The sequence below is a fragment of the Streptomyces sp. NPDC057474 genome (assembly GCF_042802555.1).
Lineage (GTDB): Bacteria > Actinomycetota > Actinomycetes > Streptomycetales > Streptomycetaceae > Streptomyces.
Genome location: NZ_JBHVDX010000092.1, coordinates 20351 through 36278 on the forward strand (window position 1 = coordinate 20351; position 15928 = coordinate 36278).

General features: G+C 69.8%; 16 protein-coding genes and 1 pseudogene. 7 read left to right on the top strand and 10 right to left on the bottom strand.

Annotation, left to right across the window (positions count from 1 at the left end; genetic code table 11):
- Positions 1-180: 180 nt before the first annotated feature.
- The 8 genes from ACFU53_RS24735 to ACFU53_RS24770 form a co-directional block, all read right to left on the bottom strand.
- The gene (locus tag ACFU53_RS24735) at positions 181-363 is read right to left on the bottom strand and encodes a daptide-type RiPP (RefSeq protein ID WP_383996310.1); all 183 of its coding nucleotides are present in this window, start codon (positions 361-363) and stop codon (positions 181-183) included.
- Between the two features lie 65 nt (positions 364-428).
- Positions 429-614 (bottom strand): daptide-type RiPP, encoded by a 186-nt coding sequence (locus tag ACFU53_RS24740; protein WP_383996313.1) that lies wholly within the window; start codon positions 612-614, stop codon positions 429-431.
- Positions 615-654: 40 nt separating this feature from the next.
- On the bottom strand, positions 655-1911 hold the full coding sequence (gene mpaC / locus ACFU53_RS24745) for a daptide-type RiPP biosynthesis dehydogenase (RefSeq protein ID WP_383996316.1): 1257 nt from the start codon (positions 1909-1911) through the stop codon (positions 655-657).
- On the bottom strand, positions 1908-3179 hold the full coding sequence (mpaD, locus tag ACFU53_RS24750) for a daptide-type RiPP biosynthesis aminotransferase (protein WP_383996319.1): 1272 nt from the start codon (positions 3177-3179) through the stop codon (positions 1908-1910). Before mpaD ends, mpaC begins: the two co-directional genes overlap by 4 nt.
- Positions 3179-3985: a daptide-type RiPP biosynthesis methyltransferase gene (gene mpaM, locus ACFU53_RS24755; protein ID WP_383996322.1), complete on the bottom strand. Its 807-nt coding sequence runs from the start codon at positions 3983-3985 to the stop codon at positions 3179-3181. Before mpaM ends, mpaD begins: the two co-directional genes overlap by 1 nt.
- Positions 3986-3990: 5 nt before the next feature.
- Positions 3991-5055 (bottom strand): daptide biosynthesis RiPP recognition protein, encoded by a 1065-nt coding sequence (gene mpaB, locus ACFU53_RS24760; protein ID WP_383996325.1) that lies wholly within the window; start codon positions 5053-5055, stop codon positions 3991-3993.
- Between the two features lie 17 nt (positions 5056-5072).
- Complete coding sequence (locus tag ACFU53_RS24765; RefSeq protein ID WP_383996328.1) at positions 5073-6032, bottom strand: LLM class flavin-dependent oxidoreductase; 960 nt, start codon at positions 6030-6032, stop codon at positions 5073-5075.
- A gap of 304 nt (positions 6033-6336) precedes the next feature.
- Entirely contained in the window at positions 6337-6822 is a 486-nt protein-coding gene (locus tag ACFU53_RS24770; RefSeq protein ID WP_383996331.1) for a LuxR C-terminal-related transcriptional regulator, read from the bottom strand.
- A 317-nt stretch (positions 6823-7139) separates the two neighbouring features.
- On the opposite strand from ACFU53_RS24770, the gene ACFU53_RS24775 reads away from it, so the two are divergent.
- The 7 genes from ACFU53_RS24775 (at position 7140) to ACFU53_RS24805 (ending at position 15157) form a co-directional block, all read left to right on the top strand.
- Entirely contained in the window at positions 7140-8165 is a 1026-nt protein-coding gene (locus ACFU53_RS24775) for a glycosyltransferase (protein ID WP_383996353.1), read from the top strand.
- On the top strand, positions 8162-9508 hold the full coding sequence (locus ACFU53_RS24780; protein WP_383996334.1) for an NDP-hexose 2,3-dehydratase family protein: 1347 nt from the start codon (positions 8162-8164) through the stop codon (positions 9506-9508). The genes ACFU53_RS24775 and ACFU53_RS24780 overlap by 4 nt, the downstream gene beginning before the upstream one ends.
- Entirely contained in the window at positions 9505-10479 is a 975-nt protein-coding gene (locus ACFU53_RS24785) for an NAD-dependent epimerase/dehydratase (protein WP_383996337.1), read from the top strand. The genes ACFU53_RS24780 and ACFU53_RS24785 overlap by 4 nt, the downstream gene beginning before the upstream one ends.
- The gene (locus ACFU53_RS24790) at positions 10476-11585 is read left to right on the top strand and encodes a DegT/DnrJ/EryC1/StrS family aminotransferase (RefSeq protein WP_383996340.1); all 1110 of its coding nucleotides are present in this window, start codon (positions 10476-10478) and stop codon (positions 11583-11585) included. The genes ACFU53_RS24785 and ACFU53_RS24790 overlap by 4 nt, the downstream gene beginning before the upstream one ends.
- Positions 11582-12166, top strand: coding sequence for a dTDP-4-dehydrorhamnose 3,5-epimerase family protein (locus tag ACFU53_RS24795; protein ID WP_383996342.1), 585 nt, complete (start codon positions 11582-11584; stop codon positions 12164-12166). The genes ACFU53_RS24790 and ACFU53_RS24795 overlap by 4 nt, the downstream gene beginning before the upstream one ends.
- 6 nt (positions 12167-12172) lie before the next feature.
- Positions 12173-13390 (top strand): methyltransferase domain-containing protein, encoded by a 1218-nt coding sequence (locus ACFU53_RS24800; RefSeq protein WP_383996345.1) that lies wholly within the window; start codon positions 12173-12175, stop codon positions 13388-13390.
- A gap of 1047 nt (positions 13391-14437) precedes the next feature.
- Complete coding sequence (locus tag ACFU53_RS24805; protein WP_383996347.1) at positions 14438-15157, top strand: hypothetical protein; 720 nt, start codon at positions 14438-14440, stop codon at positions 15155-15157.
- Here the strand turns inward: ACFU53_RS24805 and ACFU53_RS24810 are convergent.
- Positions 15132-15422: a hypothetical protein gene (locus ACFU53_RS24810; protein WP_383996350.1), complete on the bottom strand. Its 291-nt coding sequence runs from the start codon at positions 15420-15422 to the stop codon at positions 15132-15134. The two genes, ACFU53_RS24805 and ACFU53_RS24810, sit on opposite strands and share 26 nt — an antisense overlap.
- 60 nt (positions 15423-15482) lie before the next feature.
- Positions 15483-15814: pseudogene (locus ACFU53_RS24815) on the bottom strand (MerR family transcriptional regulator).
- Positions 15815-15928: the final 114 nt, after the last annotated feature.

Here is a 15928-nt window from a genome sequence, read left to right on the forward strand (position 1 = left end):
CCTTTCATTGTGGCGGACTTGAATTGCAGTCCGCCGAGGCGCCGGCCCCGGAAGGTCATGAGTCGACCGGGGCCGGCACCACCGCGAACAAGACAACCGTCAGTTTACGTACGCTAATCAGAACGTTGCCCGCCGTTCGCGGAACCTATCTTGTGTCAGTCAGTGCTCGACCGACTCGAATCACGTGGCGGAGACCACGGCCGAGGCCACACCGCCGTAGACCGCGCTGACGGCCACGGAGACGGAGACGCCCTCCTTGAAGTTGCTCCAGAAGCCGGGGGCCTCCAGGGCCTCCAGCTCCTGCATGCCGAGCTCCAGAGCCGGCATGTCGTCGAGCGGGATCGGAGCCACGGTGTCCTTCATGGGACACCTCCTTCGCATTTCATGATGGATGATGACGATGTGTCACCCCCGGATCCGCAAACGGATCAGGTGGCGGCGCTGATCGCGGAGACGACGACGGAGTAGGTCACCGCGCCGCCGACACTGGCACCGCTGATGTAGCCGGTCACGGACCACCAGCCCGGGGCCTCCAGGGCCTCCAGCTCCTGCATGCCGAGCTCCAGAGCAGGCATGAACTCGTCCTGATCGAAACCCTCTACAGTCTTCTGCATCTCATTTCCCCCCTTTTTTCTAGGTATCGTGGTCGAGCTTTCATTCATCCGAATTCCGGGCCTGTGCGGCCAGGTATTCGGAATTCTTCGGATCCTGGGGAGCGACGGCTCGGTCCACGAGTTTCCTGATGTCCGCGGTACTGAAACCGTTGAGCATCGGAAGACCCGCACCCCACGCCCGTACACTGCGCCGCACGACGTCGTCGACCACTCGGGAACCGGCCCCGTCGGCCGTCGCCGCCACGTCTATACGGCGTCCCACGCCCCAGGAGTCGATCAGCGCGGCGACACCCTGCCCTGGATCCTCCGGCAGCACGCCGGAGTCAGCCGCTCTCAGCCGCTGCCACAACGCCCGCAGCCGGCGCGCCGATCCCCAGCGGGTGTCCCCATCGGTGATGGAGCGCCACAGCGGGGGCAGCAGCGCCGCCACGGCGGTCATCTTCCGGACGCCGGTCACCGAGGAGAGCTCGTTCGCGACGTACCAGCCGCGGCAGCTGTACGGCTCACGCCCCAGCACGGCCCAGCCGGCATGACTGAGTCCGCTGAGCTTGGCGATCTCCGTGCGGAGCCAGTCACTCGGCCGACGCCCCTCCGCACGGGTGCTGCGCAGGTCCTTCCCGTGGCGCACGATGCTCTCGGCCATGGCCTCGGCCAGAGCGTCCTCGGTGGGCAAGTCCCGGTGGCCTCCGACATAGAGACCGGTGACGCGAAACAGCACCTCCAGTACGCCCTCGGCCAGGAGTTCCACGGGCAGTGTCGCCGTCGCGACCGGGTCCACCACCGCGAGGTCCGGCTGCATCGCGGTGCCGCAGATCAGCCGCTTCCCGCCCCCGTGGTTCAGACAGGCGACGGGGCTCAGCTCGGCCCCCGTGCCCACCGTGGTGGGGATGGCGACGAGCGGCACCGAACGGCCCACGGTGTGCGGCAGCGCCGTCAGACCGCTGCGTTGAGCGACCTCCAGACGAGCCCGGGCCGCGGGGTTGGCCCGCAGCAGCGTCGCCAGCTTCGCCTGGTCCAGGAGGGACCCTCCGCCCACGCCCACCACCAGGCCGGTGTCCGACAGCCGGGCCGCGAGCGCCGTCACACCGGTCAGGTCACCGGCCCCGGTCAGCTCCAGCACCTCGTCCTTCAGGCCCGCCTTCGCGATCTGCCCACGGACCAGCGAGACGATCTCGCCGTCTGCGACCGCCGCGTCCGCGAGGACGGTGACCGGCCCCGCCGCCCGGTCCGCCAGCCACACCGAGAGCCCGTCGCAGCCCACCATCAGCATGGTCGGACAGTGCCAGCCGATGCTCATGCGTACCCTCCGGCGGCGGCGAAATGAGCCCCGATGCCCGCGCGGAGGCAGTCCATCAGCTCGTCCAGTTCCTGGTCCGTGTAGGTCAGAGCGGGGAGGAGCTGGATCCCGGCCGGGCCGGGGTGGACGATCGCACCGGCCTCCCGCACCGCCGTGACGACGCCCGGGACCTGGCTCGCGGGGAGCGGGGTTCCGTCGGGAGCGGACAGGCGCACCGAACGGAACAGCCCCGTACCGGTCGTCCCGGTGACCCTCGGCTCGTCCTCGGCCAACCGGGCCAGGTCGGTGTCGAGCCGTGCGGCCAGTCTCCGGCCGGCCGCCACCGCGTCCAGTCTGCGCATCTCCTCGATGGTCGCGAGGATCGCGGCGCAGGTGGCCGGCGTGCCCGCCTGGGTCTCGGCATGGGTGAGCACGGCACCGGCCTCGCCGAACACGGCCGCCACCTCGCGCGAGACCACCACCGCGGCGGCGGCACAGGTGCCGTTGGTGAGCCCTTTGGAGGTGATCAGCAGGTCGGGCGCGGCCGGCCAGCGCTGCGAGGCGAAGAAGCTGCCGGTCCGGCCAAAGCCCGTCGCCACCTCGTCGGCCACCAGCAGGAAGCCGTGCTCGTCGCGCAGTCGCAGCAGAGCGGCCACGTAGTCCTCGGTGAGCGGCAGCGCTCCGGAGCCCAGCACGGGCTCGACCACCAGCGCGGCGATACGGGGTCCCTGGCGCGCCAGCAGGGTGCCGAGCTCCCTGACGTCGTTCGGCGTGACATGGCGGACCAGGCGCTGGTCCACACCGTAGACGTGCTGGCCCAGATCCTCGCCGGTGAGGGCGAAGCCGCCGAAGGTCAGGCCGTGATAGCTGCCACGGAGCCCCACCACCACCGTGCGGCGGGACTCGCCGCGCAGTGCCTGATAGTGCCTGGCGACCTTCATCACCAGGTCGTTGGCCGCTCCACCGGAGGTGGAGAAGAGGACCCGGCCGTACGTCTCGGCGCCGCAGACCTCGACCAGGGCCTCGGCGGCCCGGCGGGCGTACGTGTTCTCGTACCGGAAGACATTGAGGTAGGAGGCGTCGAGCAGCGCCTCGTGGACCGCCCGCGCGATCACCGGGTTTCCGTAGCCGATGTTGGTGTTCCACAGACCGCTGGTTCCGCAGAGGCGGGTCCGCCCGTCGGCGAAGGTCAGCCGCACTCCCGAGGCCGCGACCGCGCAGAGTTCCTCGGCGCCCTGCTGTTCGGGGGCGAGCAGCGACGGCCACAGTGGACCTTCGGTGTACTCCATCACGCGACCTCGGCTTCGATCAGTACGTCCCGGTAGCGCAGGCCCTCCCCGAGCAAGACGTGACGGGCACGGACGACCAGCCCGGCGGCGCGCAGCTCCGCCTCCAGCCTGTCGGCGTTCAGCACCTGGACCGCGGACACGCACACGTCGACGGGTCCCTCGCCCGGCTCGGCGGAAAGGACGGTGACCGTGCGGGTGGCCGCGCCGGACGGCCAGTGCTCGATCAAGCGGTAGTCGCGTCCACTCGTGCCCGTGAACCTGAACTCCGTCTCGGTCTCGGCGGCTTCGTCGGGTTCGAGGTAGACGGTGGTTACCAGGAAGCGTCCGCCCGGTGCCAGATGCTCCGCCACGGCGGCGTAGAGCCGCATACGGTCCGCCTGCTCCAGCAGGGAGATGGATGTCGTGCCCAGCACGACCGCGCCGAACTTCCGTCCGAGTGCGAAGCGACTCATGTCGGCGTGGACCGTCGAGCACCGGTCACGCAGGCGCGCGGGTGCCGCGTCCAGACGGTCCCGGAGCATGCCGAGCATGCTCGCCGACAGGTCGAGCGCCACGACCTCATGGCCACCGGCGAGCATCGGCAGGGTCAGCCGGCCCGACCCCGCGGCGAGTTCCAGTACCGGCCCCTTCGTCCCGCGCAGCAGGTGGAGGATCTCGCGCACCTCGGAGGTGTCGCCCCCGCACAGGTCGTCGTAGACCGCGGATCCGACGTCGCCATAGAGGTCGTGCAGCTCGGCCCGTCCGGCCAGCTCTCGCAGCAACTCGCCTGCGGTACCGGGGAGTTCGCCCGTGATAGTGCCCGCCATGTCCGTCACCGTCCGGCTCCGACAAGCGCGTCGCCACCGAGTGCGACACCCGTGTGTCGGAAGAAGCGCTCGACCCGCAGCAGCGCGGCCCGGTCGGCGTAGGCGTCGGCCGCCTCCACGGAGCCGCACACCAGAAGGGCTTCGATCACGGCACCGGCCGTGTGGTCCACCTTGAACGTCCGCTTGCCGTCGACGATGTGCACATACGCCTCGTCCTGGGTCCACAGCAGCAGCGGCACGTCGGTGCCGACGGCGTCGTGGGCGTCGGCGTCTCCCATGCCGTCCAGGGCGGGCGCGAGCCGGCCCCCGAAACCGGAGACCCGGGCCTCGGCGATCCCGCGGGCCTGCAGCTCGCGCAGGGCGTCCACGGCCGCCAGGTAGCGGCCGAGCCAGGGTCGCTCGGCTGCCGCCGCCGCTCCCAGGGTCTCCGGGACGGCCCGGCCGAGGGCCAGAGCGCAGGGGTGGGCGCCGTCCCGGCCGAGGCGGTGCCATTCCGCGTCGAGACGGGCGAGGCCGTCCCCGAGGGTGCCGAGGCGGGCGCCCCAGGGGGAGACGGACAGGGACCCGTCCGCGTGGGCGTACAACCGGGTGCGCGGGCCGTCCGCCGGGGAGCTGCCGCCCAGTGCCGCGATGTCGGCCAGCTGCACGGCGGGACTGATGACGAAGCTCTGGAAGGTGCCCTCGGCCCGGGCCCGGTCGGCGTCGTCCAGGTAGGCCTCGAAGTCGGCCTGTTCCACGATCCGTACGAGTGTCGCGCCGATGACGGACATGTAGCCGGCGCTGCCGTAGTCCTGGGTCTGGAGGAAGAACGCGTCGTTGATGGAGAGATCGCCACCGGGCTCGGCGAGCGAACCCTCGTAGCCGACGACCGGACCGGTGGACCCACCCGGGCTGAACACGAGGGTGCGGTCGCCGACGAGATCGGAGGCGAGCAGCGCGTCGAGATGGCGGGCGTCCTCCAGGACGACGGTGAGCACGCCTTCGTCGTCCTGCGGCCCCAGAGGCTGGACCCGACCGGTTCCCCAAGAGCTCAGGTGTTTCTTGACCAGCGGTATCGGAGCGTTTTCCATCGTGCGGTCTCCCTCTTTCACGCGGCCGCAGCCAGCAGTTTCTTGAGATCGTTCATGGCCGCCCGCGGGCCGTGGAGGTTGTACACCCCGGTCAGATTGAAAATCACCTCGTCGACACCGGCGTCACGGTAGGCGGCGAGTTGCTCCTGAATCTCGTCCACTGTTCCGTAGAGAAACGCCTTCCCCGCCAGGAGGGATTTGGCGTCGGCGACGGAGGCGTCCCCCGCCAGCCCGATTCCCGCCTTTTCGAGCATGTCGATGTAGTGCGGCGCCCTCATATGCGCGGAATTACTGGCGAGGACGAGCTGCTCGGGATCCCGGTCGGGTCCGGCGAGCGCCAGCGGGACCATGGCCGTGACACCGGGCGCGGCGCGCTCCGCGGTCGTGGCCCCCTGACGCACGGCCGGAACGATCACTTCCCTCAGATAGTCCGCCGGTGTCAGCCAGGTGATGGCGACATCAACCACCTCGCCGGCCAGCCGGGCCATTCCGGACCGCAGGACCCCGAGGCCCAGGTCGACCCTGGGGTGCACGGCGGGCGGCAGTCCGCCGTGGCAGGAGAAGTACTCGCCGTCGAAATCGACGGATCCCCCCTCCAACAGGCCCCGGACAATGGTCAGATACTCGCGGGAGGCGGTCAGCGGGCTGGCGTACGGTGCCCTCATCACGCTCTTCTGGAAGTGCCTGCCCCCGGGACCGAACCCTGCGACCACCGGCTCACCCGTGGTCAGAGCCAGCGAGCGGACCTGAAGCGCGGCCTCGTACGGGTTACGCAGAGGCATCAGGGTGACGCCCACACCCGTCGGCACCCGAAAGCCCGCTCCCGCCGCCGAGGCGAAGCCCTGGAACGGCTCGATCAGCATGGCCTGGCCCTGCCACAGCCGCCGGGCGGCGGTCCACTCGACCAGTGCGGCGTAGGGCAGCAACTGCTCCGGCCGACGCGGCAGAAACGGCACGAGCACCGAATATGCGGTCATCAAGTCCCCCGATGTCCCCGTGTTTCCCCTGGCAAGAGGCCGCAAGTCCCCATTGCGCGTTCTTTACCAGAGCACTACCCACCAATTAATGATGGCCTGTCAGGCTGGTACCGAATCACCGGCACGAGGAAAAACGCTACCCGGCGCATCGCGGCATCTCCCCCGCCTCAGGCACAGTATTTTCCCCGTCGGAAGTAGGGGATTCCGCGAGCCGCAGTCGGATTCCTGGACAGGACAGACCGGCCGCCCGTTATATGGGCGGGTGATTCCACACATTGCGCGTACGCGGGCGACTGAACCCGGTCTACAGGCTTCCCGCCATGTACCGACCCGCGTGGATGACCGCGACGAGTTGCGAGCGGTCCCGGCATTCGAGCTTGCGCAGCACGTTCGACACATGGAACTTCACCGTGCTGAGCTCGACGGTCAGCTCCATGGCTATCTCCATGTTGGACAGCCCCTTCGCGACGAGCCGCGCCACGTCCCGCTCACGCCCGGTGAGTTCACCGAGGCCCCGCACACCCGTCGAGTGCTGCGGCGGAACGCGCCGAGGACCCTCGAGGACGTGGTGCACCAGTTCCGGCGAGAGCCAGCCACGCCCGCACAGCACCTGCTGTACGGCGGTGACGAAATCGTGGTCGGGGTCGTCCCGGTCGACGATTCCCGCAACCCGGAACTGCTGGCACGAGCCCCAGAAGGGGTCGTCAGGACCGCTGACGAGCACGATGACCGGCGTCCGCGTCGCCGCGTACCGCGATCCGGCAGTCCGCAGCACGTCGGGCTCCGTCATGACGACGTCCGCGGCGGTCTCGCCGGCGGATGGCGTTTCGCTCCAGGACGACACATCCCAGCCGAATCCGGACAAGGCCTGGCTCACGCGCCTGCGCAGCGATGGAGAACCTATGGCAATAGCGATATGACGCATGACACCCCGTAACTCAACTCAACCAGAGGCCCTAACAGCCCAGGGTGATGGTCAGTCACCGGGCGGCCCCTTCACAGCAAATCCGCATGTTACGCGAAGGTAACACACACGCTCGATTTCATTAACCAGCCAGTCACTTCGCCCTGTTTGGACACCGAGGAGCACCCTTGCCGCACATAACGGTGATCTGTCCTGCCTACAACCGTGGCAAAGCCATCGTGTCCACACTCGAATCGGTTCGCCGCCAGTCCATGAAGGACTGGGAACTGATCGTCGTCTCCGACGCGAGCAGCGACGACACCGACGACTGGGTCCGTAGGATCGCCGAGGAGGACCGCCGGATCCGGCTGCTGCGCACCCGCCGCTTCGGATCCCAGTCCGGGCCGACCAACATCGCGCTGGGCGAAGCGGCCGGGGCGTACGTCGCCTATCTCGACCACGACGACACCTGGGAACCGGATCACCTTCGCCTGCTCACCGAGGCGTTCGACGCCGGAGCCGAGTTCGTGGCGACCCGCGCGGTCAATGTCGACGCGACCGGCGCCGTCGTCTCCACGGCGCCGCCCCTCTCGATGTGCTGGCACCCCGAACTGCAGCTCATGAGCCCGCTCTTCGAAAACTCCTGCGCCGGACACACGGCCGGCCTCGCCGAGAAGGTCGGTGGCTGGCGGGAGTCGCCGGTCGGTCTGGAGGACTGGGACCTGTGGCTGCGGCTCTCCGACGCGGGCGTGCGCTGCACCACCTACCTCGCCCCGACGGTGCGGGTGCTCCAGGATCCGGGGACCCGGCAGAACAGCCTGGCCTGCGATCACCGGCACGAGATCGCCCGCTTCGACAGCGTCATAGCCGCACGGGCGGCGCTGCGCGCCCTGTTCGACCCCCGACATGCCGCGGCCGAACTACTGGCGACCAGGAAGGACGTCGTCCGGTGGTACACCTCGCTCGCGGACAGCGGTGAGCTGGTGTTCCCGCACGGCTGGCGGGGCGGCGCGGACGCCCTGGAGGCGGCGGTCGACGAACAGTTGCGTGACGACAAGTGGCGCGGTCTCGTGATCGAACGCCACACGGAGCATGTCTCTCTCAGCCAGGTCCTGCCCACCATGACCGCCGAGCACGCCGCCCGCTACTCCGCCTTCTTCCGCCGCACCATGCGCCACCAGCAGGAGTTCCTGTGCGACCTGCTCCCCGCAGGGAGCGTGGTGCGGTGAGCATCGACACCTTCCGTGCCCTGCTGGCCGAGACCCGCGAGCGCGCGTACACGCGCACGGAGCGTGTCCCCCTCGACGAACTGGACGGCTGGTACACCGACCCGGACACCGGTGCCCTACGGCACCACAGCGGTCGCTTCTTCAGCATCGAGGGCGTGCGCGTACGGCTGCCCGGCCACGCCGTGCCGGAATGGGACCAACCCCTCATCGTCCAGCCGGAGGTGGGGATTCTCGGCCTGCTGGTCAAGGAGTTCGACGGCGTCCCGCACTTCCTGGTCCAGCTCAAACCCGAGCCCGGAAACCGCAACGGCGTGCAGATATCGCCCACGGTCCAGGCCACCCGGAGCAATTACACGGGCGTCCACCGCGGGTCCGCCGTCCCCTACCTGGAGTACTTCCGGGAGGCCGGTCGGCATCGTGTCCTGGTCGACGTGCGGCAGTCCGAGCACGGCTCCTGGTTCCTGGGCAAACGCAACCGCAACATGGTGGTGGCGACGGACGCGGACATCGAGGTCCTGGCCGGTTTCGGCTGGCTGACGCGGGCCGAGCTGGAGGTCCTGCTCGGCGAGGACGACCTCGTCAACATGGACACCCGATCGGTACTGGCCTGTCTGCCCGCCGGGCCGGGCGAGGAGCGGCCCGCGCACGCGCTGCCGGACATCCTCCGCTGGATCACCGACGTCCGCGCGCTGACCGAACTGACCGTCCACCGCCGACCCTTGCACGACCTGGCACAGTGGCGGCGCGGCGACGGTCGGATCTCGCACCTGACGGGCCGGTTCTTCGACGTCATCGGCGTACGGGTCGAGGCGGCCGGCCGGGAGGTCGGGCAGTGGAGCCAGCCGATGATCGCCCCCCGGGGACAGGGGATCGTCGCCCTCCTCGTCACCCGGATCGAAGGCACCCTGCACGCCCTGGTCCAGCTCCGCGCCGAACCCGGCTGTGCGGACATCGCGGAACTGGCACCGACCGTGCAGTGCACTCCCCGCAACTACGACCACCTGCCCGCCGCCGCACGCCCCGTGTTCCTCGACGAGATACTCGGCGCGGACCCCCGGTCCGTCCTCTTCGACACGATGCTCTCGGACGAGGGGGGCCGCTTCCACCATTCCAGCAACCGCCACCTCATCGTCGAGACCACCACCCGGCCGGAGCCCCCCGGCTTCCGCTGGATGACCGTCGGCCAGCTCGGCGAACTGCTGCGCCACAGCTTCTACGTGAACATGCAGACCCGCAGCATGCTGGCCTGTCTGCACACCGTCGGGGCGACGCTCCGGCAGCGGACGCCGACGGCCATACCCTCGGCGGCCACGGTCGCCGTACCGGCCGGAGCCCGGGCATGACGACTACCGAAGACGGCCGCCGCCCCCTGATCACCGTGCTCGGCGCCTCCGGATTCATCGGTTCCGCGGTCGTCTCCGCCCTCGCGCGGCGACCGGTCCGGCTGCGTCTCGTCTCCCGCCGCGCCGGTACCCCGGCTCCGGCCGGCGAGTCGGTGCGCGCCCGCACGGAGGTCGTCAGGACCGATCTGGGGGTGCCCGGCGCACTCGCCGAAGCGGCGGCCGGATCGGACGCGGTGATCCACCTCGTCGCCCACACCACCGGGACGGGAAACTGGCGCGCCGCGGGCTCTGACCCGTCCGCACGTCACCTCAACGAGGGGCTGGTACACGAACTCATCGACGCAGTCCGCGCGGAAGGACGCCCCGGACCACCGCCCGTCGTCCTGTTCGCCGGTACGGCGCACTCTCCCGGCGCGGCCCCGCCGACCGAACCGTACCGGCTCCAGAAGCTGGCGGCCGAACGGGCGCTGGCCGAGGCGACGGCCGACGGCGTCCTGCGAGGCGTCACGCTGCAGTTGACCACCGTGTTCGGCGACAGCCCCGGCGCCTCGGCCGGCGCCGGCCGGGGCGTGGTGTCGGCCATGATCCGGCGGGCGCTGGCGGGCCTGCCCCTCACGATGTGGCACGACGGCGGTGTCGAGCGCGATCTGCTGTACGTCCGGGACGCGGCCGACGCGTTCCCCGCGGCGCTCGATCACGCCGCCGGGCTCGCCGGCCGTTCCTGGGCCGTGGGCAGCGGCGCCGCCGAACCCTTCGGGGGCGTGCTGCGGACGATCGCCGAACTGGTGTCCCTGCACACCGGAAGACCGCCCGTCCCGGTCGTCACGGTCGAGCCGCCCGCCTACGCGACCGCCGCCGACTTCCAGCACGTCCGCGTCGACCCGGGTCCGTTCGGGTCGGTCACCGGCTGGCGGCCCGGCGCCGTCCTGCGGGACGCGCTCGACAGAACCATCCGGAAGGAAACGTCATGACCATGTACGTCTGGGACTACCTGCGGGAGTACGAGGCCGAGCGGACCGATCTGCTCGACGCCGTGGACAGTGTGTTCCGCTCCGGCCGCCTGGTCCTCGGCGCGAGCGTGCGCGGATTCGAGGACGAGTTCGCGGCCTACCACGGCATTCCGCACTGCGTCGGCGTCGACAACGGCACCAACGCGGTCAAACTCGGCCTCCAGTCGCTCGGCGTCGGTCCCGGCGACGAGGTGATCACCGTGTCGAACACCGCCGCGCCGACCGTGCTGGCCATCGACTCCGTGGGGGCCACCCCCGTCTTCGTGGACGTACGCGAGGACGACTTCCTCATGGACACCTCCCAGGTGGCGGACGCGCTCACCGACCGGACCCGCTGTCTGCTGCCCGTCCACCTGTACGGGCAGTGTGTGGAGATGGAGCCGCTCGCGGAACTCGCCGCGGTGCGCGGCCTGCCGGTCCTGGAGGACTGCGCGCAGGCCCACGGCGCCCGGCGGCACGGCAGGCTCGCCGGCACGTTCGGGCAGGCGGCGGCCTTCTCCTTCTACCCGACGAAGGTGCTGGGCGCCTACGGCGACGCGGGTGCGGTCCTCACCTCCAACGACGAAGTGGCCGGCGGACTGCGCCGGTTGCGCTACTACGGCATGGAGGAGACGTACTACGTCGTCGAGACGCCCGGTCACAACAGTCGGCTCGACGAGGTGCAGGCCGAGATCCTGCGGCGCAAACTGGCCCGCCTCGACGGGTACATCGACGCCCGTCGGGCCGTCGCCCGCCGCTACGAGGACGGCCTCGCCGGCACGGACCTGATCCTGCCCCGTACGGCAGCGGGCAACGATCACGTGTACTACGTCTACGTGGTGCGCCACCCCCGGCGCGACGACATCCTCGAACTGCTGGCGGAGCGGGGCATCTCGCTGAACGTCAGCTACCGGTGGCCGGTGCACACCATGTCCGGCTTCGCCCACCTCGGACTCGGCAGTGGCTCTCTGCCGGTCACCGAGCGGCTGGCCGACTCGATCTTCTCGCTCCCGATGTACCCGTCCCTGACACCGGACGCCCAGGACAGGGTGATCGGCGAACTCCGCGACGTCCTGGCGAAGCTGTGAGGACACGCGAACTCGCCGTGCGCGGGGTGCTGGAGTTCACACCGGAGGTCTTCCCGGACGACCGGGGTCTGTTCGTCTCCCCGTTTCAACTGTCCTCGTTCGCCGGTGCGACGGGCGGTCCGCTCTTCCAGGTCGCCCAGGCCAGCCACAGCGTCTCCCGGCGCGGTGTGGTCCGCGGCATCCACTTCACCACGGGCAGTCCAGGCACCGAGAAGTACGTCTGCTGTCCGCACGGTGAGGTCCTGGACATCGTCGTCGATCTCCGGGTCGGTTCGCCGACGTTCGGCACCTGGGACGCCGTGGTTCTCGACCAGCGGAAATTCCGAGCCCTGTACCTCCCGGCGGGCGTCGGGCACGCCTTCGTCTCGCTCCGGGACGGCAGTGTCATGTCGTATCTGCTCTCGGCGGGCTACGTCGCGGAGAAGGAGCGAGCCGTCTCGGTCCTCGACCCGGAACTCGCCCTGCCCCTTCCATCGGGCATCGCGCCCGTGCTGTCCGAACGGGACCGTCTGGCCGGCACCCTCGCCGAAGCAGCCGTCGACGGCATCCTCCCCCGCTACGAAGAGACAACGGGAATCTGAAGCATCATGAACAGTTGCCGGATCTGTGCAGGCCCGCTCGACGAGTTCCTCGACCTCGGCAGGCAGCCGCTCTCCGACGCGTTCCGTCTGCCGAACGACACGCGGGACGAGTTCTTCTTCGAGCTCAGAGTCGGCCTGTGCCGCTCGTGCACCATGGTGCAGCTGATCGACGAAGTCCCCAGGGAGCACATGTTCCACGAGGACTACCCGTACCACTCCTCCGGGTCGTCGGCGATGCGCGAGCACTTCACCGGGACCGCCCGGTATCTGCTGGACACGGAGCTGCGTGGCCCCGACGCCTTCGCCGTCGAACTGGGCTGCAACGACGGAGTGATGCTCCGCACCATCAGCGAAGCCGGCGTACGGCATCTGGGCGTGGAGCCGTCCGGCGGAGTGGCCCGGCTCGCCCGCGGCAAGGGCATCCGGGTTCGTACCGCGTTCTTCGAGGAGGAGACCGCCCGGGACATCGCCGCGACCGAGGGACGCGCGGACGTCGTCTACGCGGCGAACACCCTGTGCCACATCCCCTACCTCGACTCGGTCTTCCGCGGCCTGGACGCCGTGCTGAAGCCCACCGGCGTCTTCGTCTTCGAGGACCCCTACCTCGGCGACATCGTCGACCGGACCGCCTTCGACCAGATTTACGACGAGCACTACTACTTCTTCACCGCCCGCTCCGTCCGTGACCTGGCGCGGCGCCACGGCTTCGAACTCGTCGACGTTCGACGGCTTCCCGTGCACGGCGGCGAGGTCCGGTACACACTCGCGCGGGCCGGGCAGCGCGAGCCCAGCCCCGCCGTGGCCGAGTTGCTGGCCGAGGAACGGACCCGCCGCCTGCACGAACTCGACACGCTCCGCAGCTTCGCCTCCCGCGTCGAGACCGTCCGTGCCGACCTGGTCGCACTCCTTGAGCGGCTGCGCGCGGAGGGCAGTCGGGTCGTGGCCTACGGCGCGACGGCCAAGAGCGCCACCGTCACCAACTTCTGCGGCATCGGCACCGAGCTGATTCCGTTCGTCTGCGACACGACCCCCGCGAAGCAAGGCCGACTCACCCCCGGCGCCCACATCCCGGTCCGCGAATCCGCGGAATTCGCCGCGCCCTACCCGGACTACGCGCTGCTCTTCGCCTGGAACCACGCAGCCGAGATCATGTCGAACGAGCGGGACTTCCGCGCGTCGGGCGGCAAGTGGATCCTCTACGTCCCGGACGTCCACATCGTGTGAGACACGTGTGCCGACCGCAAGGCCGTGCGCACGGCCTCGGCGGCCATGGGCGACGCGTTGAGAGAAGACCGCAGAAATCCCATACCCCAGAAGCAGCATTTGACCGCCCGCACATCAGGGCACCCGTGTATTCCGTCTGTTCAAGGGAAAAGAATGACCATCAAGCAGCGCACAACGCGCGTAGGGGCAGTCGCAGCGACCATCATCGGCGCTCTGCTCACCGCCACGGCCTCAGCCACAGCCACAGCCACCGGGGCGACGCCCGAGTGGTCCATGGCGCACGGAGAAGCCGGCGCCTCCGGCCTGATCGTTTCCCATGAGGGTAAGAGTGCGATTCAAGGGGAGCTCCGAAGCATTGGTTCGGAATGCTATTCTCTCGTAATTCAGCCAATGCTCGGATCTTTCCCTGGGCCTACCACGAAGCTGGGAACGCAATGCGGCTCCGGAACAACTCCGGTCTACCGCGAATACTCTGGCTCACCTCTCGCCAAAATCTGCCGAGGCGATGCGGCCCCCTTCACCGACTGCGGCTCACCCAAGCGCCTTCCGGCGGGATCGGCTGCCCCGCAGGGATACGTATACGAGGCGGCGTGGCCGACGACCCCCGACTCGAAGGCCTCCTGCGAGTCCCAAGGACGGAGAGGCATTTCTGAGGGGCGCTGGACGGCCTACATGTGTCGCGCAGAATATCGCGGGGGCACGGACATCCCTCTCCTCTTCCAGGTGCTGTACGTGAAGAAGTGACCGCGGTGGTCGCCCGCCCGGGCTGGCCTCGCCCCTTCGGGACGGCCCCTCGGCACGAGCCCGCCACATGAGGGCTTCCTGGAGGGGACGGCCTGGCACACGACCAAGAAGTACCTGGCCCTCGTGCGGTTCTTGACGGGGTCGAAGGCGGCCTTGGAGCTGTAGGGGGTGCCGGCGAGGTAGTGCGCCCAGGACAACGGCGCCACTTCCGGCAGGATCAGGCGGTGCGTTGGGCGCGGTGGCGGGCTTCCCGGAGTCGGACCTTCGACGGGAGGCGGTCCAGGCCGGCCGAGTCTCGTGCGTGTGCGAGCTGAGCAGGCTGCCGTCCAGGCCCTCGGGCGCGCTGCCGTCGGGATTCCCGGTGTACGGCTGGAGTCTCTGCGCATCGCGGCGGTGCCGCTCGAGCCAGTGTCCGAGCCGACCGTCCGTCCACCGGCCAGCGCGCTACCGCCCGGCCCGCTGAGGATCGAGGCCGCCTTCACAGCATCCCCCGCGCGGCCGCTGCCTGAGTCCGCCGACCAGTTGAGGAGCGCGCTGCTCGCGGCCGCTGAACGGCTCGGCCTGGCCACCGTGACAGCTGACCTGCGCGTCACGGATCTCCATGACGGCCCGGAAACAGGCGTGGAGTCACGGACCGCGGCGACGCCCGTGAGGCCCACGCCGCAAGCTGCAGCCGCACGAAGCTCGCTCCCGGTCACCGAAACAGGATCCATGCGGAGGCCGGGCGGGGAGCTGGCGGGCGTCGCGACGGCTGTTCCGGGCGTCGCCGGTCTCACCACCGTGCTGGGCAGCCGTCCGGTCAAGGTGGAGGACCATGACGATCCACCCGGCCGACACATCGAGGTTCACCTCGCGGTCGCCCCGGGGCACCATCCACTGGAGGTCGCCCGCGCCGTCCGGGACGCCGTGGCCGACGCGGCCACCACTGACACCCCGGGCCCGGTCACCGCCGCCGTCCTCATCACGGAAACCGCAGCCGATCGTCGGACCGAGCCGGTCACCGAGCCGAGCGCCCCTCAGTGATCGGCCCAACCCACGAGACGGCGATCAGGGCGATGCCGCCGACCAGAGCCAGGGGGAACACGCCGGCGTGCAGCCAGCCGCGCATCCTCGGCTTCAGCGCAGCCGCCACACGCTCCGCCCCGCCTTCCAGGCCGGCGGCAGCCAGCTGGCCGGTTGGGCCGGCCGGCGCATCGACCGCGGGGGCGCGCAGGGCGTCGGGAGTGGTGCCGGGGCGAGGCTGGGGATCACGTCCGTGTGCCGGCGGCTGAGTGTCTTCGGCGATCATGCGCTCGTATTCTGAAATCGACGGATCAGTGCGGCCTGGCCCCTCGCTGTGGACTGCGGGTCAGATGCCGACCGTGTGCCGGGAGGCGGCGCGGCGGTACTCGGCGTTGATGCGCTGGGCTTCTTCGAGCTGGTCTTCGAGGATGATGATGCGGCAGGCCGCCTCGATGGGGGTGCCGTGGTCGACTAGTTCCCGGGCGCGGGCGGCGATCCGCAGCTGGTAGCGGGAGTAGCGGCGATGTCCGCCCTCGGAGCGGAGCGGGGTGATGAGGCGGGCTTCGCCGAGGGCGCGCAGGAAGGTGGGGGTAGTGCCGAGCATCTCGGCAGCTCGACCCATGGTGTAGGCGGGTAATCGTCGTCGTCGAGACGGTCGAAGGAATCGTCTGCTGTCATCTCACCTCTCTGTGGAACGCGTGGAGGGGCCCTGGCGCCGTACGGCACCAGGGCCCCGAAGGAACTGCTACACCATCTGCCGGCCCTGGTACTGCGCCGGCCCTCTGTGTCCGC